The 20,365-nt window shown below is 71.0% G+C and carries 20 protein-coding genes and 1 pseudogene; 10 read left to right on the top strand and 11 right to left on the bottom strand.

Translation table 11 applies throughout. The features are described 5' to 3' along the window. Positions 1-21: 21 nt before the first annotated feature. From P2Q00_RS11270 to P2Q00_RS11260, 3 genes are all read left to right on the top strand, one after another. The gene (locus P2Q00_RS11270; protein ID WP_275772014.1) at positions 22-996 is read left to right on the top strand and encodes a phosphotransferase family protein; all 975 of its coding nucleotides are present in this window, start codon (positions 22-24) and stop codon (positions 994-996) included. A gap of 90 nt (positions 997-1,086) precedes the next feature. Continuing rightward, positions 1,087-2,379, top strand: coding sequence for an ROK family transcriptional regulator (locus P2Q00_RS11265; protein WP_275772012.1), 1,293 nt, complete (start codon positions 1,087-1,089; stop codon positions 2,377-2,379). Positions 2,380-2,423: 44 nt separating this feature from the next. Further along, on the top strand, positions 2,424-3,080 hold the full coding sequence (locus tag P2Q00_RS11260; RefSeq protein ID WP_275772010.1) for a M15 family metallopeptidase: 657 nt from the start codon (positions 2,424-2,426) through the stop codon (positions 3,078-3,080). Here the strand turns inward: P2Q00_RS11260 and P2Q00_RS11255 are convergent. Together P2Q00_RS11255 and P2Q00_RS11250 are read right to left on the bottom strand one after the other, a co-directional pair. After that, on the bottom strand, positions 3,077-4,036 hold the full coding sequence (locus P2Q00_RS11255) for an SDR family NAD(P)-dependent oxidoreductase (RefSeq protein ID WP_275772008.1): 960 nt from the start codon (positions 4,034-4,036) through the stop codon (positions 3,077-3,079). The genes P2Q00_RS11260 and P2Q00_RS11255 overlap by 4 nt on opposite strands. Before the next feature lie 59 nt (positions 4,037-4,095). Next, positions 4,096-5,118 carry a PHP domain-containing protein gene (locus P2Q00_RS11250; protein ID WP_275772006.1) on the bottom strand — a complete coding sequence of 341 codons (1,023 nt, stop codon included), beginning with the start codon at positions 5,116-5,118 and terminating at the stop codon, positions 4,096-4,098. A gap of 83 nt (positions 5,119-5,201) precedes the next feature. Between P2Q00_RS11250 and P2Q00_RS11245 the strand changes: the two genes are divergently transcribed. Next, positions 5,202-5,438 carry a hypothetical protein gene (locus P2Q00_RS11245; RefSeq protein WP_275772004.1) on the top strand — a complete coding sequence of 79 codons (237 nt, stop codon included), beginning with the start codon at positions 5,202-5,204 and terminating at the stop codon, positions 5,436-5,438. Positions 5,439-5,528: 90 nt separating this feature from the next. On the opposite strand, the pseudogene P2Q00_RS11240 reads toward P2Q00_RS11245, so the two are convergent. The 3 genes and pseudogenes from P2Q00_RS11240 to P2Q00_RS11230 form a co-directional block, all read right to left on the bottom strand. Beyond that, positions 5,529-6,368: pseudogene (locus P2Q00_RS11240) on the bottom strand (glycoside hydrolase family 16 protein); the annotation flags it as partial. A gap of 103 nt (positions 6,369-6,471) precedes the next feature. After that, positions 6,472-7,056: a VanZ family protein gene (locus P2Q00_RS11235; protein WP_275772002.1), complete on the bottom strand. Its 585-nt coding sequence runs from the start codon at positions 7,054-7,056 to the stop codon at positions 6,472-6,474. Between the two features lie 101 nt (positions 7,057-7,157). Beyond that, a complete protein-coding gene (locus P2Q00_RS11230; protein WP_275772000.1) occupies positions 7,158-7,820 on the bottom strand; it encodes a DUF4230 domain-containing protein in 663 nt (220 codons plus the stop codon). A gap of 143 nt (positions 7,821-7,963) precedes the next feature. On the opposite strand from P2Q00_RS11230, the gene P2Q00_RS11225 reads away from it, so the two are divergent. Continuing rightward, a complete protein-coding gene (locus P2Q00_RS11225; protein WP_275771999.1) occupies positions 7,964-9,154 on the top strand; it encodes a cytochrome P450 in 1,191 nt (396 codons plus the stop codon). A 131-nt stretch (positions 9,155-9,285) separates the two neighbouring features. Here the strand turns inward: P2Q00_RS11225 and otr(A) are convergent, their stop codons facing one another. Continuing rightward, positions 9,286-11,181, bottom strand: a complete 1,896-nt coding sequence (otr(A), locus tag P2Q00_RS11220; protein WP_275771997.1) for a tetracycline resistance ribosomal protection protein Otr(A) — start codon at positions 11,179-11,181, stop codon at positions 9,286-9,288. 194 nt (positions 11,182-11,375) lie between these two features. Here otr(A) and P2Q00_RS11215 point away from each other — a divergent pair, with 194 nt between their 5' ends. Both P2Q00_RS11215 and tuf read left to right on the top strand, forming a co-directional pair. After that, the gene (locus P2Q00_RS11215; protein WP_275771995.1) at positions 11,376-12,329 is read left to right on the top strand and encodes a ribose-phosphate diphosphokinase; all 954 of its coding nucleotides are present in this window, start codon (positions 11,376-11,378) and stop codon (positions 12,327-12,329) included. 55 nt (positions 12,330-12,384) lie between these two features. Further along, positions 12,385-13,578, top strand: coding sequence for an elongation factor Tu (tuf, locus tag P2Q00_RS11210; RefSeq protein ID WP_275771993.1), 1,194 nt, complete (start codon positions 12,385-12,387; stop codon positions 13,576-13,578). Positions 13,579-13,601: 23 nt separating this feature from the next. Here tuf and P2Q00_RS11205 read toward each other — a convergent pair whose 3' ends face one another. Beyond that, a complete protein-coding gene (locus P2Q00_RS11205) occupies positions 13,602-13,982 on the bottom strand; it encodes an anti-sigma factor antagonist (protein WP_275771991.1) in 381 nt (126 codons plus the stop codon). A 206-nt stretch (positions 13,983-14,188) separates the two neighbouring features. Then, positions 14,189-14,626 (bottom strand): MarR family winged helix-turn-helix transcriptional regulator, encoded by a 438-nt coding sequence (locus tag P2Q00_RS11200; protein WP_275771988.1) that lies wholly within the window; start codon positions 14,624-14,626, stop codon positions 14,189-14,191. 103 nt (positions 14,627-14,729) lie between these two features. Here P2Q00_RS11200 and P2Q00_RS11195 point away from each other — a divergent pair, with 103 nt between their 5' ends. Both P2Q00_RS11195 and P2Q00_RS11190 read left to right on the top strand, forming a co-directional pair. Then, the gene (locus P2Q00_RS11195) at positions 14,730-16,184 is read left to right on the top strand and encodes an aldehyde dehydrogenase family protein (RefSeq protein WP_275771987.1); all 1,455 of its coding nucleotides are present in this window, start codon (positions 14,730-14,732) and stop codon (positions 16,182-16,184) included. 50 nt (positions 16,185-16,234) lie between these two features. Further along, positions 16,235-17,341 (top strand): NAD(P)-dependent alcohol dehydrogenase, encoded by a 1,107-nt coding sequence (locus tag P2Q00_RS11190; protein ID WP_275771985.1) that lies wholly within the window; start codon positions 16,235-16,237, stop codon positions 17,339-17,341. A 36-nt stretch (positions 17,342-17,377) separates the two neighbouring features. Here the strand turns inward: P2Q00_RS11190 and P2Q00_RS11185 are convergent, their stop codons facing one another. Beyond that, entirely contained in the window at positions 17,378-18,328 is a 951-nt protein-coding gene (locus P2Q00_RS11185) for an NADP-dependent oxidoreductase (protein ID WP_275771984.1), read from the bottom strand. 71 nt (positions 18,329-18,399) lie between these two features. Here P2Q00_RS11185 and P2Q00_RS11180 point away from each other — a divergent pair, with 71 nt between their 5' ends. After that, complete coding sequence (locus P2Q00_RS11180; protein WP_275771983.1) at positions 18,400-19,359, top strand: GlxA family transcriptional regulator; 960 nt, start codon at positions 18,400-18,402, stop codon at positions 19,357-19,359. A gap of 83 nt (positions 19,360-19,442) precedes the next feature. On the opposite strand, the gene P2Q00_RS11175 is transcribed toward P2Q00_RS11180, so the two are convergent. Together P2Q00_RS11175 and P2Q00_RS11170 are read right to left on the bottom strand one after the other, a co-directional pair. Further along, on the bottom strand, positions 19,443-20,006 hold the full coding sequence (locus tag P2Q00_RS11175) for a TetR/AcrR family transcriptional regulator (RefSeq protein ID WP_275771981.1): 564 nt from the start codon (positions 20,004-20,006) through the stop codon (positions 19,443-19,445). After that, entirely contained in the window at positions 20,003-20,365 is a 363-nt protein-coding gene (locus P2Q00_RS11170; protein ID WP_275771979.1) for a DUF1304 domain-containing protein, read from the bottom strand. Before P2Q00_RS11170 ends, P2Q00_RS11175 begins: the two co-directional genes overlap by 4 nt.

The following is a 20,365-nucleotide window of genomic DNA, read 5'->3' as shown; positions in this document are numbered from 1 at the left end:
CAGGGGAGGGGTGGGCGCACGGTGGTGGACTCCTGGGAAAGAGCCCGGCGCATCCTGGAGACCGTGCGGATCCCTCCCGACCGCCTGGCCCACCTGCGCCCCCTCGACGGCGGTACGTACAACACGGTCGAGGAACTCCGCCTCACCGACGGCAGCCGCTACGTGCTCAAGGTCGCACCGGACACCCCGGGACTGCGCTACGAGAGACAACTGCTCGTCTCCGAGGCCGAGTTCTACCGCCGGGCCGCCGAGGCCGACGTACCCGCGCCGCGCCTGATAGCCGTCGGCGGTGACACCGCCGCACGCCATCTGCTGATGACGGCCTGCCCGGGCGAGGGCTGGGACGATTCGCTCACCGACGGTCAACAGGCGGCTCTCCGTGCGGAGTTGGGCCGCCAGGTGGCCCGTCTGCACGGGGTGACCGGACCGGGCTTCGGCTATCCGTCCGGAGCCCTCGGACCGCTCGCCCCCGACTGGCGGACCGCCTTCACCGGGATGCTCGACGCCGTGCTCGACGACGCCCGCCGCTACGGTGCCCGGCTGCCCCGCACCGCCGACGAGGTGGCCCGCACCGTCCGCACCGCCTGTCCCGCGCTCGACGAGGTGACGACCCCGAGCCTCGTCCACTTCGACCTGTGGCGGGGGAACATCCTGGTCGACCGCTCGGCGGCGGAGCCCCGCATCGGCGGGCTCATCGACGGCGAGCGCATGTTCTGGGGCGACCCGTCGGCCGACTTCGTCTCGCTGGCTCTGCTGGGGGACATCAAGAAGGACGAGGCGTTCCTCGACGGTTACCGGGAGGCCGGCGGGCGGGCCGACTTCGACACCCCGGCCCTGCTCCGCCTCGCCCTCTACCGCACCTACCTCTACCTGATCATGCTCACCGAGACGATCCCGCGGGAGGCGGGCGAGGAACAGGACCGCTGGGTCCAGGATGTCGTCGCCCCGGAACTCGTCGCGGCCCTCGACGAGATCGAGGAGCTGGCGGGCTCTTAGCTCACATCGTGAACTAAGGGTTGGGGAATGTCGCGCCGGGCCTGCATCCGGAGGTATGTTGCAGGTCGAACAGGGTGCGAAGGGGGCCATATGGCTGCGGGGCGGAACGGGCGCACGGTACGCGACCTCAGGCGGGCCAACCGCACGGCGGTGCTGCAGCGGCTCTACTTCGACGGGCCCCTCAGCCGCTTCGAGCTCGGCCCGGCGACCGGGCTCAGCTCCGGCTCCGTCAGTAATGTCGTCGCGGACCTGGTCGCGGACGGCCTGGTCGAGGAGGCCGGCAGCGTCGACTCCGACGGCGGCCGCCCTCGGACCCTGCTGCGCGTGGCGCCCGGCAGCGGCCACATGATCGGCGTCGACGTCGGTGAGACCCGGGTGCGGATCGAGCTGTTCGACCTGACCCTCACCGAACTCGCCCGCGCCGAACGCCCCTTGGAGCAGCAGCGCTACGAGGTCGAGGTCATCGTCGGCCATATCCGCGACGGCATCGCCGAGGTGCTGGCCGGCGCGGGCATCGCCCCCGAGCAGCTCCTCGGCGTCGGTATCGGCGTCCCCGGCATCGTGGAACGCACCCCGGACCGCGGCGCCGTCGTCCACGGGCAGACCATCGGCTGGGACGCGGTCCCGCTGGAGAGCCTGCTCCGCTCCGGCTCCCAACTCCCGGGCACCGTCCCGTACTTCATCGACAACGGCGCCAAGACCCTCGGCCAGGCCGAGATGTGGTTCGGCGGCGGACGCGGAGCGCGCAACGCGGTCGTCGTCCTGTTCGGCTCCGGCGTCGGCGCCTGCCTCGTCACCCCGGAGGTGGAGCACGGACGGGCGGTCGAGTGGGGGCATCTGACCGTGCGGGTCCGGGGACGCCGCTGCCGGTGCGGTGCCCTCGGCTGCCTGGAGGCGTACGCGGGCGCGGAGTCCCTGCTGGACCGCTGGCGCGAGGAGGGTGGGCGCCCGCCCGAGGGCGCCGACGAAGAGACGGCACTGACCGCGATGCTGGCCGCCGCATATCCCTCCGGGGGCGGGGCCGCCGACCCGGTGGCGCTGGCCGTCCTGGAGGAGACCGCCGAGTACCTGGGCGCCGGCCTCTCCGACCTGATCAACCTCTTCCAGCCCGAGCGCATCCTCATCGGCGGCTGGGCAGGCCTCCAACTCGGCGCCCGGTTCCTGCCCGCCGTACGCCGCCACGCGGTCTCGTACGCCCTGCGCCACCCGGCCGGGAACGTCACCATCGACCTCGGCCGACTCGGCCCGGACGCGGTCACCGTCGGCGCCGCGATCCTGCCCCTTGCCGATTTCTTCGCCCGCGGCGGCCGCCGCGTCGAACCCGCCCCCGAGGGCCCGGCCCCCGCCTGGCGCACGGCACTGGAGGAGCGCGCTCCGGGGTGACGGCGGGGTGCAGGGGCCCCGCACGGCCGGGAGATGATCAAGTCATGAGCGAGATCATCCTGATGTCCGACGCCCGGGTCGCCGCCATACCCGTACACGAGAGCGGCGAGCCCCTCGTCGACGTACGCGAGGTGCTGCTGGTCGACGACCGCAAGCACAAGGACTCCCACGGCGCGGAGGTCCACCTGCGCCGGGGCGTCCGGGACCGCCTCCTCGCCGCGCAGGACCTGCTGCCCGAGGGCCTGCGTCTGCTGTTCGTGGAGGGATACCGGCCGCCTGCCCTCCAGCGCCACTACTTCGAGCGGTACGCCTCACAACTGCGCGCCGAACACCCGCAGTGGCCGGCCGACCGCATCCGCACGGCCGCCAGCCGCTACGTCTCCCCGCCCGAGATCGCCCCGCACAGCGCCGGCGCGGCCGTCGACCTGGCCCTCGCTCGCGCCGACGGCAGCGAACTCGACCTGGGCACACCCATGAACGCCAGCCCCGAACAGAGCGCCGGAGCCTGCTACACCGGCGCCGGCAACATCACCGAGGAGGCCCGGGCCAACCGTGCCGTGCTCGGGCAGGCACTGGGCTCGGCCGGCCTGGTCAACTACCCGACCGAGTGGTGGCACTGGTCGTACGGGGACCGGTACTGGGCGCTGATGACCGGGGCGCCCGCGGCCCTGTACGGACCCCGGGAGCTCGAAGTCCGCTAGCCGGCGAAGGCGTTCACGCCCGTCAGCTGCGCCGACAGCTCCCACAGACGCGCGGCCTGCTCGGGGTCGGTCGCCCACTCCTTGACGCCCGTCGTCCCGTCCGCCAGGGCCGGCTCGGCGATGTCGCAGTCCTCCAGGTAGACACCGCCGAGGCCGTCCAGCTGCGGGGAGGTCGCCCCCCATACCTGCGTGGCCGCGCCCTGCTCCGGGGTCTTGAAGCCCGCCGGGTTGAGCACGGTGCCGTTCTCGTCGATCCAGCCGCGCTCGATCATCTCCTCCTTGGGGATGTGCCGTTGGAGCGGGGTGATGATGCCGCCGGGGTGCAGGGAGAAGGCGCGTACGCCCGCGTCGCGGCCGAGCTTGTCGAGGTGCACGGCGAACAGGACGTTCGCGGACTTGGCCTGCCCGTAGGCCTGCCACTTGTCGTATCCCTGCTGCCACTGGACGTCGTCCCAGCGCATGCCGGAGAAGTGGTGGGCACGGGAGGACACGGACACGACGCGGGCGCCGCCGGCCGCGAGCGCCGGCCAGAGGCGGTTGACGAGGGCGAAGTGGCCGAGGTGGTTCGTGGCGAACTGAGCCTCCCAGCCGGGCCCCACCCGGGTCTCCGGGCACGCCATGATCCCGGCATTGTCGATCATGATGTCGATGTTCCGCCCGGAGGCGAGGAACCGCTCCGCGAAGCCGCGCACGCTCTCCAGGTCGCCGAGGTCCAGCTCGTCCACCTCGACGCCGCCGATCCCGGCCAGCGCCTCCTCTGCGGCGGCCCGGCGGCGGGCGGGAACGACGACCCGGGCCCCCGCCCCGGTGAGTGCGCGGGTGGTCTCCAGACCGAGACCCGAGTAGCCGCCGGTGACGATCGCCAGCTTCCCGGTGAGGTCAATGCCCTTCAGGACCTCCTCGGCGGTGCTGGTCGCGCCGAAACCGGAACCGATCTTGTGCTGTGCAGTGCTCATGCAGTGAACGCTACGAATTGGAGTGCTCTCGAAGTCAAGGTGCAATCGGGCGGTCGTGATCACGCCGGTGTGCGCCGGTCCCGGGTCCAGGCCAGCAGGTCGTCCAGGGACCAGGTGGTCACCACCCGCTCGGCGGGCACCCCGCACTCCTCCGCCCGGGCGCAGCCGTGGATCTGCCAGTCCAGCTGGCCGGGCGCATGCGCGTCCGTGTCGATCGAGAAGAGGACGCCCGCGTCCACCGCCCGGCGCAGCAGCCGCCGCGGCGGGTCGAGCCGCTCCGGACGGCTGTTGATCTCCAGGGCCGTGCCCGTCTCGGCGCACGCGGCGAACACGGCGTCCGCGTCGAACTCCGACTCGGGCCGCCCCCGCCCGGTCACCAGCCGCCCCGTGCAGTGACCGAGAACGTCCGAGTGCGGATCGCGTACGGCGGCCACCATGCGCCGGGTCATCGAGCGGGCGTCCATGCGCAGCTTGGAGTGCACGGACACCACCACCACGTCGAGCCGCTCCAGCAGCTCCGGCTCCTGGTCGAGCGAGCCGTCGTCGAGGATGTCGCACTCGATGCCGGTGAGCAGCCGGAACGGCGCCCATGTCGCGTTCAGCTCCGCCACCACCTCCAGTTGCTCCCGCAGCCGCTCGGGCGACAGGCCGCGCGCGACGGTGAGCCGCGGCGAGTGGTCGGTGAGCACCGCCCACTCGTGCCCGAGGGCGGCCGCCGTCCGGCCCATCTCGTCGATCGGGCTGCCCCCGTCCGACCAGTCGGAGTGCAGATGGCAGTCCCCGCGCAGCAGCGCCAGAAGCCCCTCACCGCCCCTGGGGCGGGGCGCCTCGGGCTCCTCCTCCAGCTTCTGCAGATAGTCAGGCACCTGCCCTGCCAGCGCCTCCCGCACCACCTGTGCCGTCTTCGGGCCGATGCCCTTGAGCGACTCCAGCGACCCGTCGGCCGCCCGCCCGCGGACCTCGTCGTCGGACAGGGCGGCCAGCACGCGGGAGGCCGTGCGGAAGGCACGCACACGGTAGGTCGGCGCCAGGGACCGCTCCAGCAGGAAGGCGATCCGGTCCAGTGCCTCGACAGGATCCATGGTGACCTCCTGCTCCGCGGTTCACAGCAGCGAGAGACTGCTTCCGACCGCGTTGGGGCGATTTGCGTCCTACGCTCTATTGCATGACTGAAATCGCGAGCCCGCGCGTCTCCCATCCGCGGATCATGGTGCTCGGGGTACAGCCGGGCACACCGCCGTTCCGGATCGTGGAGATCGACGGCATTGTGGTCGGTGAGGCGAAAGTCGTCACCGATGTGCTGGAGGCGGCCGCCGCCTTCGGCATCACGGTTCACGACATGGACGACCCGGACGTGGTGCGCTGGGTCGGCGGCGACAAGTTCACGTGGAGGCTGCGGTAGCGCTCCGCTGGGAGCGTGGTGAGGGACCTGCGGGCCGGTGGGGGCTGGTCGCGCAGTTCCCCGCGCCCCTTACGGGGCGCGGGCGTGTCACCCCGTGGTGACCGACACCGAGTCCACCACCAGCTGTTGTGGGAAGGTCGTGGAGCCGTCCGGGTCGCCGGGCCAGTAGCCGCCCACTGCCAGGTTGAGGATCAGGAAGAACGGTTTGTCGAACACCCAGGTCCTGCCGCCCAGGTCGGCGGGCGTGCGCCGCTGGTAGACGTTTCCGTCCACGGACCAGGTGATCGAGTCGGGCGCCCAGTCCACGGCGAAGGTGTGGAAGGCGTCGGCGAAGGCCTGGCCGTTCGGGAGGGAGTGGGCGGCACCTATGCCGCCCGAGCCCGAGTAACCGGGGCCGTGGATGGTGCCGTGCACGGTGGACGGCTCGAAGCCGACGTTCTCCATGACATCGATCTCGCCGGAGTCCGGCCAGTTCACCGGCGTGCCGAGCATCCAGAACGCGGGCCACATGCCCTGCCCGCGCGGAATCTTCATCCGGGCCTCGACGTGCCCGTACTGGGCGGTGAACTTCCCGGAAGTGTTCAGCCGCGCCGAGGTGTACTGGCAACTGCCGTACCAGCACTGGTAGTTGGCCGGGTTCTCGCGCCGGGCCGTGATCACCAGGTGTCCCTGGCCGTCCAGGGCCGCGTTCTTGTTGCCCGACGTGTAGTACTGCCGCTCGTGGTTGTTGACGTTGTCGCCGGTCTCGATCTGCCACTTCGAGGAGTCGACCGCGGCCCCGGCGGGCCCGTCGAAGTTGTCGGAGAACGTCATCGCGCCGGCGCTCGCCCGGGGCGGATCCGCCTGCGCCGCACCGGTCGCGGCGGACGCGACCAGCACGGCGGACAGGGCGGCGAACAGAGATCTGCGCAGCAGTCGTGGGGAGGCCACAGCACTTCCTTCGGTGGGGGGTGAAGGCGTCGCCTCTTGATTTAAGGAGTGAGATAAGGGCAGCGTCAATACCTTGGTACGGACCAAGAGTTGAAGCGGGCGACTAAGTGCTCTTCGTCCGCGTCTTCTTCGCGGGCTCGCGCGACACCCGCTCCTTGGCGTGCACCGCCCGGTGCAGTCGCCGCCCCACCAGCACATAGCCGATGAGCGCACCCGAGGTGTTGAGGATGACGTCGTCGATGTCGAAGGCGCGCCCTTCGATCAGCGCACCCTGGGCGAACTCCACCAGCAGCATCACTATGGCGGTCAGCAGCAGCACCCGCAGCAGTCCGCGTGCTCGGGGCGCGACGACCGGCACCAGGATCCCGAACGGGATGCCCAGTGCCACGTTCCCGCCGATCTGCTTCATGGCGTCCTTGAAGGCCGGCTGATCCAGATAGGCGCGCAGCGTGCTCCCCGGATGCAGGTTCGTGTGCGCCATCGCCGCCGACGCGGGGGAGGGCTCCAGCGTCAGCCGGGCCAGCACCGCGGCGAACGCCACCATGAACCCGAAGGCGCACAGCATCGCCAGCAGCCGGATCGGGAAGGGGAGGCCTGACTTGGTGGGCTTGGTGGGCTTGGTGGGTTTGTCGGACTTGGTGGTACGCAGGCGCAACGCTGAACGTGGTCGTAAGGCTGCACGGGCCATCAGGTCCTCCAGTCTTCAACTTCCCTGCGTTGTAGGCCGGTTACCCGCTCGGCGGCCGAAAATGCCGTCCAGGGGGTGCCCGACACCCCCTGGACGCCCGATCAGCCTCCGTAGCTGACATGCACCTCCTTGAAGCCGAGGGAGTGCAGCAGACCGCCGAGCATGTCGGTGGTGTTGGTCTCCGCGCGCTTGGTCAGCCCGCTGTCCTCGGCAGCCTTGCCGATGTGGCTGACGGCGAGTTTCTGCACGGCCTGTTCGCTGTTGGGGTTGTCCGAGAAGAGGTCGCCGATGCGGTCGAGGAGACCGCGCTGCTTGGAGACGGCGTAGGAGCGGTCGGGGTCGAGGGCCGGCTTGCCGAGCGCCGCGTGCGGCAGCCGGAGCGTGGCGGAGGTGCGGTCGCCGTTGACCGTCACATCGTCCTTGCCGACCTTGCCCAGGTCGACGTACGCGTCGACGGTGCCCGCACCGACGTACAGCGTGCGGGTGCCGCGGATCGCGTCGGGCAGGTACTTGGAGTCCTTTTCCAGGTCGACGACGACCTGGAAGTTGCCGGAGGCGGCGTCGTAACGGCTCATGTCCTGGATGGACTGGAGCAGTGCGGGGCCCGAGCGGTCGTGCGTCTCGGTGCCGAACAGGTCCTTGAGGCCCGGGAGCACACTCAGCCGGATCCCGGCGAAGAACACCACGAGCACCAGTACGACGGCGCTCACCGCCTTCGCCCAGCCGGGCATGCGCCTGGACATGCGCCTGATGGGAGTCGTCATGGCGACGGCCCTCCTTCCTACTGTCCGAATGCCCCTCAAAACCCTTGTCAGACCGGGCCGTTGGCCGAATGGCACCCCTGACGGGGGCACGGAGGGCGCACTAGCGTGGAGGACTGCCCGTACCGGCGCGCCTGGAGTCCCGGATGAGTACAGACAGCACGTCCCGGCCCCTCTGCCCCATGCACCGCATCGACCTTCCCGAGCCCGGACCGCCCCGGCCGGGCACCCTCGCCACCGGCACCCCGGTGTGGCTCGTGACCCGGTACGCCGACGTACGCCAAGTGCTCATGGACCCCCGGTTCAACAGGAGTTCCCTGCACGGCGAGGACGCCCCGCCGCTGCTCGTCGTACCGAACCTGCTGGACGACCCGAACGGGCTCCTCAACCAGGACGGCGAGGCCCACCAGCGGCTGCGCGGCACGGTGCAGCGGGCGTTCACGCCCCGGGCGATCGCCCGCTGGCGCCCCTGGGTGGCCTCGGTGGTCGAGTCGCTCCTCGACGACTTGGCCGCGCAGGACCGGCCCGCGGACATCATCGGGGGGTTCGCCCGCCCCCTGCCCGTCTCCGTCATCTCCCGCCTCATGGGACTTGACCATGTGGACCGTGAGCGCATCCGCCACTGGTCCGACCATGCGCTCTCGGGCGGCGCGCACACCCGCGAGCAGGTCGTCGCGGCCATGCACGAGTTCGGGGCCTTCGCCGCCGACCTGATCGCCCAGCGGCGCAAGTCTCCGGGCGACGACCTGGTGAGCGGCCTGGTGGCGGCCGGCGACAGCCTGGAGACAGCCGAGCGGCAGCTGGTCACCCTGGTGTGCGGGCTGGTGGTCGCCGGGCACGAGACCACCATGACGGCGCTCGGCAACATCGTCGTCTACCTCCTCACCGACCGGCAGGACGCCTGGCCGGGTCTCGCCGAGGACGAGGAGGCGGCGGCCGTCGCCGCCGAACAGCTGCTGCGTGCCGTCCCGCTCAGCGAGGGGCGCGTGCTGCCCGGCCTGATCCGCCGCGCCGTCGAGGACGCCGAGGTCGGCGGCGTGACGATCCCGGCGGGCGGCGTGGTCGCGGTGCAGACCAACTCCGCGAGCCGCGACCCCGACGTGTTCCCGCCCGGTCCGCCCGACCTGTTCACTCCGCTGACCACTCCCAGCGTGATCTTCGGCGCCGGCCCCCACCACTGCCTGGGAGCCTGGCTCGCCCGCCTGGAACTCGGCCTCGCCCTGCACCGCCTGGCGGCCCGATTCCCCGGCCTGCGCGCCGAGTTCACACCCGAGACGATCGAGTGGCGGGAGGGCCAGATGACACGGAGCCCGCAGCGGCTGCCGGTGTCGTGGTGAACATGCCCTGACGGCGCGTAATGATCGGCGACAGGCTCGGCCGCGCCCGAAGGGGCGCGGGGAACGGCGCGACCAGCCACCATGACGCCGCAGACGACCGACGCCCTATCGCCGCACAGCCCGCGCAGCGCTCAGCGCAGTTCCCGGTCGCCGGACGGACGCGACCACCACACCCCCTCGCCGTGTGTGAGCCCCGGCAGGCGCAGCTCGACCTCCCGTACCCGCCGGGCCGGCAGCTCCCCGGTGATCATCCACACCGTCGAGCCGCCGGTCGTTCCCGTGAACTCCGCTCCGCACGAGGCGAGTTGGGCCGTCACCGGCGCCAGTGCATCGAGCGGGACCTCCGCCTCGAACGCGTGGTACGGCTCGTACAGCCGGGTCCCCGCCCGCTGCAGCGCGCTGCGCAGCACCACCGGGGTGAGCCCCCGGAAGTCGGCGGCCGTGCTGATCGGGGCACAGAAGCCGGAGCGGATCAGCGTGACCCGGTAGTCCGTCACGGTCGCACCGGACAGCCCGGTCTCCATGGTGGCGTGCACCGTGTCCTCGATGGCCTGGTGGAAGGCGCGGGGGAGTGCGCCGAGTTCCGTCTCGTACGTGAACACCCCGCCCGAGCCGCGCGGCCCGGGTCCGACACGCAGCCCGATCGTCGCCCAGTAGCGTGTACCGAGGTGCCACGGCATCTCCTGCGAGGCCTCGCCGACGCCCTGCGGCCGCTCCAGGAACCGCACCCGGCCCGGTTCGAAGTCGGCCTCGATGCCGAAGTCCTGGGCGAGTGTGGCCGCGAGCACCTCCATCTGGACCTCGCCGTACAGCAGGAGCGCGGTGGTCCCGGCGGCCGCCGGGCGGGCGTGGAGCAGCGGATCCTGGTCGGCGAGGGTCAGCAGGGCGGTGCGGAGCGGGGCCGCCTGTTCGGGGCGCCGGGCCCGCACCAGCGTCTCCAGCGTCGGCGGCGCGAACTGCGGTGCACGGTCGGATGGGGGTCCCCCCGCGCGAGTCTGGTTCGAGCGTGGGGGATCGCCGAGGCGGTCTCCCACCCGCACGCCGCCCAGTCCGGTGAGCGCCGCGATGTTCCCGGCGCTGAGCGACGTTCCCCGCCCGCCGATCACGTCGAGGCGGTTCACCCGTCCGGAGACCTCCGTGGTGCGGCCGTCGGCCTCGCGCCGCAGCAGGGTAAGGCGCTGACGTGGCGTCACCTCACCGTCGTACAGCCGCAGATACGCCGTCCGTTCGCCGCCCGGCGCGGGCCGTACGGCGAACACCGTGCCCCGCGGGCCGGCGCCCGCGGCCGTCGGTGCCGGCGGGATCAGCCCGGTCACGCCCTCGACGAGCTCGGCGATGCCCTGTCCGCCGAGGGCCGAGCCGAAGAAGACGGGGTGGAACGAGCCGTCGGCGGTCCGCGCCGCTAGGACCTTGCGCAGGTTGTCGGGCGTGGGCGCGGGGCCGTCCACGACCGCCGCGAGGACGTCCGGGTCGAGCTCGGCGAGCGCCTCTGCCAGCTGTGGATCCCCGGGCGAGCGTGCCGTCACGCGGGCGCCGGCGGTCCCGATGCCCGTCACGTCCGTGAGCGGCGCGACGTACGGCGTCAGCCTGCGCCGGATGTCGGCCAGCAGGCCCGCGGACCGGGCACCCGCGCGGTCGATCTTGTTGACGAAGACCAGCGTGGGCAGCCGCAGCCGCCGCAGCGTCCTCATCAGCACCCTCGTCTGCGCCTGCACGCCCTCCACGGCGGACAGCAGCAGCACCGCCCCGTCCAGGACCTCCAGGGCGCGCTCGACCTCGGCGACGAAGTCCGAGTGGCCAGGGGTGTCGATGAGGTTGATCTGGGTGTCGCCGACGGTGAACGCGGCGACCGCGGAGCGGATGGTGATGCCGCGCTGCCGCTCGATCTCACCGTCGTCCGTACGGGTGTCACCGCCGTCGACGCTGCCGAGCCGGTCGATCGCTCCGTGGTCGAACAGCAGCCGCTCGGTGAGGCTGGTCTTACCGGCGTCGACGTGGGCGAGAATTCCGATGTTCAGGGTGTGCATACGGGGTCGAGTCCTCGGGAACCGTGGGCCGATGGGGGCGCTGGTGGATTCCGAGGAGTCGGCGCATGGGATCTCCTGAGGTGAGGGACTCGTACGCCGACATGATGGCGTGCGGCCGGTGGCGCACCGCAACCGAATTTCCGCGGTCAGTAGCATGAACCCGTCCCCCGGAATGATCATGCGAGGAGCGGATCGTGCGAGACATCTCCGTGTTCAGCGGCAGCGCCCACCCCGACCTGGCCGCGGAGGTCTGTGCACATCTCGGTGTGCCGCTCAGCCCCACCCGGGTCAGCCGGTTCGCCAACGACTGTCTGGAGGTGCAGCTCCAGGCCAACTGCCGTGAGCGGGACGTCTTCCTGATCCAGCCGCTGGTCAAGCCGGTCCAGGAACACCTCGTGGAACTGCTGCTGATGTGCGACGCGGCCCGGGGCGCGTCCGCGGCGCGGATCTCCGTCGTCATGCCGCACTACTCCTACGCCCGCTCCGACAAGAAGGACGCGCCCCGGATCTCCCTGGGCGGCCGGCTCGTCGCGGACCTGATGGTCGCGGCGGGCGCGAGCCGCGTCCTCGCCATGACGCTGCACTCACCCCAGGTGCACGGCTTCTTCTCGGTGCCGGTCGACCATCTGCACGCCCGGCGCGAACTGGCCGCGTACTTCCGGCAGTACGACCTGTCCCGCACGACGGTCGTCTCGCCGGACCTCGGCAACGCCAAGGAGGCGGCCGCCTTCGCCCGGATGATCGGCGCCCAGGTGGCCGCCGGCGCCAAACAGCGGTTCGCCGACGACCAGGTCAGCATCAGTACCGTGATCGGTGAGGTCGCGGGCCGGGACGTCATCGTGCTGGACGACGAGATCGCCAAGGGCAGCACGGTGCTCGAACTCCTGGAGCGCCTGCGGGAGTTGGGGCCGCGGTCGATCCGCGTCGCCTGCACGCACGGCCTGTTCGCGGCCGGGGCGCTCAAGCGGATCGGCGAGCAGCCCGACGTACTGGAGATCGTGTGCACCAACACCGTCCCGGTCCCGGAGGAGGAGCGCACCGAGAAACTGCGGATCCTGTCCATCGCCCCCGCCCTCGCCGAGGCCGTACGCCGCATTCACAACGGGGAGTCCGTCAGCGCCCTGTTCGACGCGCCGCGAAGCGAATAGACATGAGGTAGCGGAGCAACGCTCGGCATCACCCGGATGCTCAGGAGGGGTTGCAGTGGCCAAGGCGAAGTTCGAGCGGACCAAGCCGCACGTGAACATCGGGACCATCGGTCACATCGACCACGGCAAGACGACGCTCACAGCGGCCATCACCAAGGTGTTGCACGACAGGTTTCCCGACCTGAACCCGTTCACGCCGTTCGACCAGATCGACAAGGCGCCCGAGGAGCGGCAGCGCGGCATCACGATCTCCATCGCCCACGTCGAGTACCAGACCGAGCGCCGGCACTACGCGCATGTCGACTGCCCCGGACACGCGGACTACATCAAGAACATGATCACGGGCGCCGCCCAGATGGACGGCGCGATCCTGGTCGTCGCGGCCACCGACGGACCCATGCCGCAGACCAAGGAGCATGTGCTGCTGGCCCGGCAGGTGGGCGTGCCGTACATCGTCGTCGCTCTCAACAAGACCGACATGGTGGACGACGAGGAGATCCTCGAACTCGTCGAGCTGGAAGTGCGCGAACTGCTCACCGAGTACGAGTTCCCCGGCGACGACGTCCCGGTCGTCAAGGTCTCCGCCCTCAAGGCCCTCGAAGGCGACGGACAGTGGACCCAGTCGGTGCTCGACCTCCTGGACGCCGTCGACACTGCGGTCCCGGAACCGCAGCGTGACGTGGACAAGCCGTTCCTCATGCCGATCGAGGACGTCTTCACGATCACCGGCCGCGGCACCGTCGTCACCGGCCGGATCGAGCGCGGTGTGCTGCATGTCAACCACGAGGTCGAGATCATCGGCATCCACGAGCAGAAGACCAGGACGACCGTCACCGGCATCGAGATGTTCCGCAAGCTGCTCGACGAGGGCCGGGCCGGCGAGAACGTAGGACTGCTGCTGCGCGGCGTCAAGCGCGAGGACGTGGAGCGCGGGCAGGTCGTCATCAAGCCCGGGACGGTCACCCCGCACACCGAGTTCGAGGGGCAGGCGTACATCCTGTCGAAGGACGAGGGCGGCCGGCACACGCCGTTCTTCGAGAACTACCGCCCGCAGTTCTACTTCCGCACCACCGACGTCACCGGTGTGGTGACCCTGCCCAAGGGCACCGAGATGGTCATGCCGGGCGACAACACCAGCATCCACGTCGTGCTGATCCAGCCCATCGCCATGGAGGAGGGCCTGAAGTTCGCCATCCGCGAGGGCGGCCGGACGGTGGGCGCCGGCCAGGTGACGAAAATCCTCAAGTAGCGGACTCCGTCGAGCAGTTGCCGTCATAACGTCCCGGACGTGGCCTCGGGCTGGCCCAGGGCCGCGTCCAGGGTCGGATGCGCGGGCAGCAGCCGGGCCAGGCCGGTGACCCGCATGATGCGCAGCGTGAGCGGGTGCGTGCAGACGAGCCGCAGCTCCCCGTCCTGGTCGAGGACCCGGGCCCGGGCCCGGTAGAGCAGTCGCAGCCCGGAGCAGTCGAAGAAGTCGACCGACCTGAGGTCGATCACCAGACGGACATCGGGGCCAGCCGTCACCCGGTCCAGAAAGGGGGCGATCTCCAGGGCCGCGGCGATGTCGATCTCGCCGCGGAACTCCAGCACCGTATGACCCCGGTCCTGGTGGACACGGAGATGCCGGGTCAGCGGCGCGGGTTCCTGGTGCACGACGACATCGCCTCCAACCTGCTCCGCCCGCTGCGGAGTTGCAGGTCACCGGGGGCCGGGGTGACATCGTGCAGCGAGCGTACGAGCGCAGAGGAGCCCCCGGGTCCCTACTGAGCGCAAATCCGTTCTCCGCCCTGCAAGTTACCCTCTATGGAGTGAATTTGAGCATGTTCGATTGACATATGTCTTCGAATTGCGAGGAAGCCTTACGACAGCGCGTGCCAGGCCTTGGAGAGCGCCTGGCGGAACTGCTCGGTCTGGTGTGCCGTGAGATCCCGGACCATCCGCTCCTCCAGCTCCCGCACCGGCGTGGCGAACTGCTCCAGCAGCTCCCGGCCGGCGTCGGTCAGCAGGATCAGCAGCTCCCGGCGGCTGTGCGGATTGCGCTCCCGGCGCACCAGTCCGCGGCCCTCCAGGGACCGTACGAGATCGGCGATGGACTGGGCGGTGACGAACGAGTCGCGGGCGAGCTGTGCGGCCGACAGTCCGTCGTGCCGTTCCAGGACGGTGAGCGCGGTGTACTGCAGCGCGGTGATGCCGGACGGCTTGACCAGCTCGTCCAGGTGCGAGCGCACCACCAGCTCCACCTGCTTCACCATGTAGAGCAGGGACGGGGACGTCTTGGTCGCCTGGGTGTCGAGCATGAGTTCAGCCTAGAGCATTGACAGGAAACCTGTCTGTAATGAGACTGCGAACCAACAGGAATCCTGTTTGTTGAAATCTTGGCGATGAGGCTGAGGAGTGGTGATGACCGCCTTCGAGATCGAACCCGGACGGCTGTTTGTCGGGGGCCAGTGGCGCGAGGCCGCCGACGGAGCGCGCACCGAGGTGGTCGACCCGTCCCGGGGCGCGGTCGTCACCACTGTCGCCGAGGCGGGCGCCGCCGATGTGGACGCGGCCGTGCGGGCCGCCCGGGACGCCTTCGACGGCGGCGCGTGGTCCGGGCTGAGCGGCCGCGAGCGCGGCCGGATCCTGCACCGCGTCGCCGAGCTGATCCGCGAGAACGCCGATGAACTCGCCCGCCTGGAGAGCCTGGACGTCGGCAAGCCCATCTCGCTGTGCCACGCCGTCGACGTGACGAACGCGGCCAACGACTACGAGCACTTCGCCGCCCTCGCGTACTCCCTGGACGGATCCGTCCGCGACACCCCCATGAACGCCCTCGCCTACACCAAGCGCGAGCCGATCGGTGTGGTCGCCGCGATCACCCCCTTCAACTTCCCCCTGATCCTGGCCGGTTCGAAGATCGGCCCGGCGCTCGCAGCCGGCAACACCGTGGTGCACAAGCCCGCCGACGAGACCCCGCTCAGCGCGCTGTACATGGCGGGACTGCTGAAGCAGGCGGGCGTGCCGGACGGTGTCGTCAACGTGGTCACCGGCAGCGGCCCGGTCGCCGGCGAGGCGCTGCTGCGCCACCGCGGCGTCGACAAGGTCGCCTTCACCGGCTCCACCGCCATCGGCCGCCACGTGGCGGCCGCCGCAGGCGAAGCCCTCAAGCCGGTCACCATGGAGCTCGGCGGCAACGCGGCCCACATCGTCTTCGAGGACGCCCACCTGGAGAAGGCCGTCGGCGCGATCATCAAGGCGTTCGTCTTCAACACCGGCCAGTTCTGCATGGGCGGCCCGCGCCTGCTGGTGGCCCGCCCGGTCTACGCCACCCTGCTCGGCATCCTCTCCGAGGCCGTCCCCGGCGTACCGGTCGGCGACCCGCGCAACCCCGAGACCGTCGTCGGCCCGATGGCGGGGGAGAAGCACCTGAAGAAGGTCGAGGAGTACGTCGACATCGCCCGCAAGGAGGGCGGACGCATCGTCTGCGGCGGCGAGCGGCTCGACCTCGACGGCGGCTACTACTACAAGCCCACCGTCATCGCCGACCTGTCGAACGACTCCCGGGTCGTCCAGGAGGAGATCTTCGGCCCGGTCCTCACCGTGCAGCCCTTCGACACCGAGGACGAGGCCGTCGAACTCGCCAACTCCACGCCGTACGGCCTGGCTTCGGGCATCCAGACCCAGAACCTCGCCCGCGCGCACCGCATCGCCGACCGCCTCCAGGCGGGCATCGTCTGGATCAACGACTGGGCCATGCTCGACCCCGCGGTGCCCTTCGGCGGCGTCAAGGACTCCGGTTTCGGCCGCGAGTACGGCCCCGAGGCCCTCGCCGCCTACACCAAGGTCAAGTCCGTAGTCGTCTCGCTCGACTGAGCCCGGCCGAACACGCCTGAACGCGCCTTAGATCCAAGGGAGTTCGTACGATGTCCATCACCACCCGCGCCGCGGTCGTCGAGTCCGGCGGAGCGCCCTTCGCCCTCGCCGACGTCGAGCTCGACGAGCCGGGGCCCCACGAGGCGGTCGTCCGCATGGTGGCCACCGGCCTGTGCCACACCGACCTCGGCGTCGCGAGCGGCGGCCTGCCCTTCCCCCTGCCCGGTGTGCTCGGCCATGAGGGCGCCGGCGTCGTCGAGGCCGTCGGCACGGCCGTCACCGGCATCGCGCCCGGCGACCATGTCGTGCTGTCCTTCACCTCCTGCGGTGAGTGCCGCAACTGCCATGGCGGCCACCCCGCGTACTGCGCCACGTGGCTGCCGCTGAACCTGATCGGTGGCCGCCGCGCCGACGGCACCGGCACCATCAGCCGGGACGGCACCCCGCTCGGCGGCCACTTCTTCGGCCAGTCCTCGTTCGCCGAGCGGGCGTTGGTCGACGAGCGCAGCCTCGTCAAGGTCGACGCGGACGTACCGCTGGAATCCGTCGCGCCGCTGGGCTGCGGGGTGCAGACCGGAGTGGGCGCCGTCTGGAACGTTCTGAAGCCGGTGACGGGCAGCACGATCGTCGTCCTCGGCGCCGGCGCCGTCGGTCTGTCCGCCGTGATGGCCGCCGCCCTCACTCCCGCCACCAGGATCGTGGCGGTCGACAAGGTGGGCGAACGCCTGTCGCTGGCAAAGGAGTTGGGCGCCACCCACACCGTCAACGTCGGCGAGGCCGACCTTGCCGAGGCACTCGCCGAGATCACCGGAGGCCAGGGAGCCGACGGCGTCGTCGAGACGACCGGCAGCGTCGCCGTGCTGCGCCAGGGTGTCGACGCGCTCGCCGCCCGCGGCACCCTGGTCGTCGTCGGCGCCCCGCCGTTCGGCTCCGAAGTCGCCCTGGATGTCAACGGATTGCTGGGCGGCAAGCAGGTCGTAGGTCTCACCCTCGGCGACGCCGAGACACAGACCTTCATCCCGGCGCTCGTCCAGCTGGTCAAGGAAGGACGGCTTCCGCTGCACCGCCTGATCAGCACCTATCCGTTCGCGGACATCGACCAGGCGGTGCGGGACATGGGCGCGGGCAAGGCGATCAAGCCCGTGCTCACGTTCTGACAGTCCGCAGTCGGTCTGACGGTTCGGTCAGTTCAGTCAGTCGACCGTCAGGACCAGCTTCCCCGTGGTCCGGCCGGTGTCGCCGAGCGCGTGCGCCTCGGCGGCATCGGCCAGCGGGAAGGTGCCGGCGATCGTGGCGCTCAGCTTCCCCGCCTCCACCAGCGCCGCGATCGCTTCCATCCCCGAGTGGGAGGCGTCGACCAGCATCCGCAGCGACCGGACACCCAGCCGCTCTGCCTCCTCGTGGAACTCGTCCGAGCCGATCGGCAGGATCGAGACGACGATTCCGCCCGGGCGCAGCACGCGCAGCGAGCGCGTCGAGGTCTCGCCGCCGATCGTGTCCAGGACGACGTCGACGTCCTTCACGGCCTCGGTGAACTCCGTCTCCCGGTAGTCGATCGCCTCGTCGACCCCGATCCCGCGCAGGAAGTCGTGCTTGCCCGCGCTCGCCGTGCCGATCACATACGCGCCGCGCGCCTTGGCGATCTGCACGGCCACATGTCCGACCCCGCCGGCTGCCGCGTGGATCAGCACCCGCTGGCCGGGCTGCAGGTCGGCGTACTCGACCAGTGCCTGCCAGGCGGTCAGGGAGACCAGCGGCAGCGCGCCCGCCTCGGTGTGGTCGATCGAGGCCGGCTTGTGCGCGAACCAGCGCGCCGGGGCGCTGACGTACTCGGCGTGCGAGCCGTGGCCGAACGGGTACGACAGCATGCCGAAGACCTCGTCGCCGGGCTTGAAGCGGGCCACGCCGATGCCGACCGCCTCGACGACGCCGGAGACGTCCCAGCCCAGGACGAAAGGCGGCTTGCCCAGGAAGCCGCCGGTCGCGCGGTGCTTCCAGTCGGTCGGGTTGACGCCGGCGGCGCGGACGCGGACCAGCACCTCGTTGGTGCGCGGCTCGGGGCGCGGCACCTGTACTTCCTTCAGGACCTCGGGGCCGCCGAGGTCGTCCTGGCTGATGGCTCGCATCGTGTTCACAGTGCTCATGGTGGACCAGCCTGCCCAAGGCCGCCGCCCCGGGAAATGGCATGATTGCCAATGTTCGATAAGATCGTGCCATGAGTGGCGAACGGCAGACGGAGCGGGTCGTGGTGCTGGCCCTGGAGGGTGTGTACCCCTTCGAGCTGGGCATCCCCAGTCGGATCCTCGGCGGCGCCGACGGCCGCTACGAGGTGCTGACCTGCAGTGTCGACGGGCGACCGGTGCGCACCAGCGCCGACTTCACCGTCGGCGTCGAGCACGGCCCCGAGATCCTGGCCACGGCCGACACGGTGGTGGTCGCCTCCATGACCCCCGCGCACATCCCCACCGAACTGCCCCCCGAGGTCGCCGCCGCGCTCGCCCGGATCCGCCCGGACGCCCGCATCGTCTCCATCTGCACCGCGGCGTTCGTGCTCGCCGCGGCGGGACTCCTCGACGGGCGCAGGGCCACCACGCACTGGAATCTCGCGGACAGATTCCGGCAGCTGTACCCGCACATCGAACTCGACCCGGACGTCCTCTTCGTCGATGACGGGCGCATCCTCACGTCGGCCGGAGCCGCCTCCGGCGTCGACGCCTGTCTGCACATGGTGCGCAAGGACCATGGGAGTGAGCTGGCCAATTTCGTCGCCCGCTGCTGCGTGGTCCCGCCGTTCCGCGACGGCGGCCAGGCGCAGTACATCGAACAGCCGATCCCGGAGCAGGGCGCCGCGAGCACGGCGTCGACCCGCGCCTGGGCCCTCGAACGCCTCGACGAACCGCTCACCCTGTCCGACCTCGCCGCCCACGCCCGGATGAGCCTGCGCACCTTCGCCCGCCGCTTCAACGAGGAGGTCGGCCTCAGCCCGGGCCGCTGGATCGTCCAGCAGCGCATCGCCCGGGCCCGGCACCTGCTGGAGTCCAGTGACCTGCCCGTCGACCAGATCGCCGGCCAGGTCGGCTTCGCGACGGGCGCCTCACTGCGCCAGCATCTGCACGCGGCGATCGGGGTGTCGCCGCAGGCGTACCGGCGCACATTCCAGACGACCGCCCGCTGAGCGCCCCAAAGGGGCGCGGGGAACTGCGCGACCAGCCCCCACCGGCCCGCAGGCTCATGACCGTTCCCCAGCGGAGCGAACCCTCACCGGCTCGCGTGCAGGGCGACCAGCAACTGCCATACCTCGTCGGCGATTTGAGCTGTGTCCGCCTCCAGAAGACCGTGCAGCCAGTCGGCCAGTACGCCGGCGAACGTGGCGGCCACGGCCGACGCGACCAACGGCGCATCCGCCGCGCCCGCGCGTTCCCGCTCGCGCAGGCTGTAGGCCCGCAGGTCCTGGTGCAGCACCCGGCCGAGGGGACCGCCGCCGCCCGGGGCCAGCAACTCGCGATACAGCCCCGCATGCGGGGCGAGGGAGGCGAAGAACTCGCCGAGCGCGGGCGGCGCGTGCACCGGATCGGGCCGTCCCGTCCAGGAGTGCAGCGCCTCCACGGCTTCCCTGACGACGTCCGCGCAGGCGTCGACCGCGAGTGCCTCCAGGTCGGCGTAGTGGACGTAGAACGTGGCCCGACCGACCCCGGCCCGCCGCACCAGCGCCGCCACCCCCACCTCCGCCAGCGGCCGCTGCGCGCACTCCGCGAGAAGCGCCTCCCGCAGCCGCGCACGGGTGCGCGCGGCTCGCGGGTCCCGCGGAACGGGGCGGGTCACTGCGCGATGAGGACGGCGGCCAGGGCGAGCGCGCCGGGCAGTGCCTGCGCGAACAGGATGCGGCGGTTGGCCGTGACGGCGCCGTAGACACCCGCGACCACGACGCAGCACAGGAAGAACACCTGCGCGCGAAAGCCCGTCGGATCCGCCGCGATCAGGCCCCAGACCAGACCGGCCGCCAGGAAGCCGTTGTAGAGCCCCTGGTTGGCGGCCATCGGCGCGGTCGCCCGCGCCATCTCCCGATCGAACCCGTGCAGCGCCCGCCCGGGCTTCTTCTGCCACAGGAACATCTCCATCACCAGGATGTACGCGTGCAGGGCGGCCACCAGACCGACCAGCACATTCGCGACCGTCTCCAT

It is taken from the genome of Streptomyces coacervatus (genome assembly GCF_029223485.1).
In the GTDB taxonomy this organism is placed as follows: domain Bacteria; phylum Actinomycetota; class Actinomycetes; order Streptomycetales; family Streptomycetaceae; genus Streptomyces; species Streptomyces coacervatus.
This window is presented reverse-complemented; position numbering and strand designations above follow the sequence as displayed.

What these genes read in the sequence shown, in the direction of transcription:
- P2Q00_RS11235 (WP_275772002.1), bottom strand. Translation starts at nt 7,056, where the DNA reads ATGGCCCGTGCAGCCTTACGACCACGTTCAGCGTTGCGCCTGCGTACC.
- P2Q00_RS11245 (WP_275772004.1), top strand. Translation starts at nt 5,202, where the DNA reads ATGACTGAAATCGCGAGCCCGCGCGTCTCCCATCCGCGGATCATGGTG.
- P2Q00_RS11200 (WP_275771988.1), bottom strand. Translation starts at nt 14,626, where the DNA reads ATGCTCGACACCCAGGCGACCAAGACGTCCCCGTCCCTGCTCTACATG.
- P2Q00_RS11255 (WP_275772008.1), bottom strand. Translation starts at nt 4,036, where the DNA reads ATGAGCACTGCACAGCACAAGATCGGTTCCGGTTTCGGCGCGACCAGC.
- P2Q00_RS11230 (WP_275772000.1), bottom strand. Translation starts at nt 7,820, where the DNA reads ATGACGACTCCCATCAGGCGCATGTCCAGGCGCATGCCCGGCTGGGCG.
- P2Q00_RS11225 (WP_275771999.1), top strand. Translation starts at nt 7,964, where the DNA reads ATGAGTACAGACAGCACGTCCCGGCCCCTCTGCCCCATGCACCGCATC.
- P2Q00_RS11265 (WP_275772012.1), top strand. Translation starts at nt 1,087, where the DNA reads ATGGCTGCGGGGCGGAACGGGCGCACGGTACGCGACCTCAGGCGGGCC.
- P2Q00_RS11250 (WP_275772006.1), bottom strand. Translation starts at nt 5,118, where the DNA reads ATGGATCCTGTCGAGGCACTGGACCGGATCGCCTTCCTGCTGGAGCGG.
- P2Q00_RS11260 (WP_275772010.1), top strand. Translation starts at nt 2,424, where the DNA reads ATGAGCGAGATCATCCTGATGTCCGACGCCCGGGTCGCCGCCATACCC.
- P2Q00_RS11185 (WP_275771984.1), bottom strand. Translation starts at nt 18,328, where the DNA reads ATGAGCACTGTGAACACGATGCGAGCCATCAGCCAGGACGACCTCGGC.
- P2Q00_RS11190 (WP_275771985.1), top strand. Translation starts at nt 16,235, where the DNA reads ATGTCCATCACCACCCGCGCCGCGGTCGTCGAGTCCGGCGGAGCGCCC.
- P2Q00_RS11195 (WP_275771987.1), top strand. Translation starts at nt 14,730, where the DNA reads ATGACCGCCTTCGAGATCGAACCCGGACGGCTGTTTGTCGGGGGCCAG.
- P2Q00_RS11180 (WP_275771983.1), top strand. Translation starts at nt 18,400, where the DNA reads ATGAGTGGCGAACGGCAGACGGAGCGGGTCGTGGTGCTGGCCCTGGAG.
- P2Q00_RS11170 (WP_275771979.1), bottom strand. Translation starts at nt 20,365, where the DNA reads ATGGAGACGGTCGCGAATGTGCTGGTCGGTCTGGTGGCCGCCCTGCAC.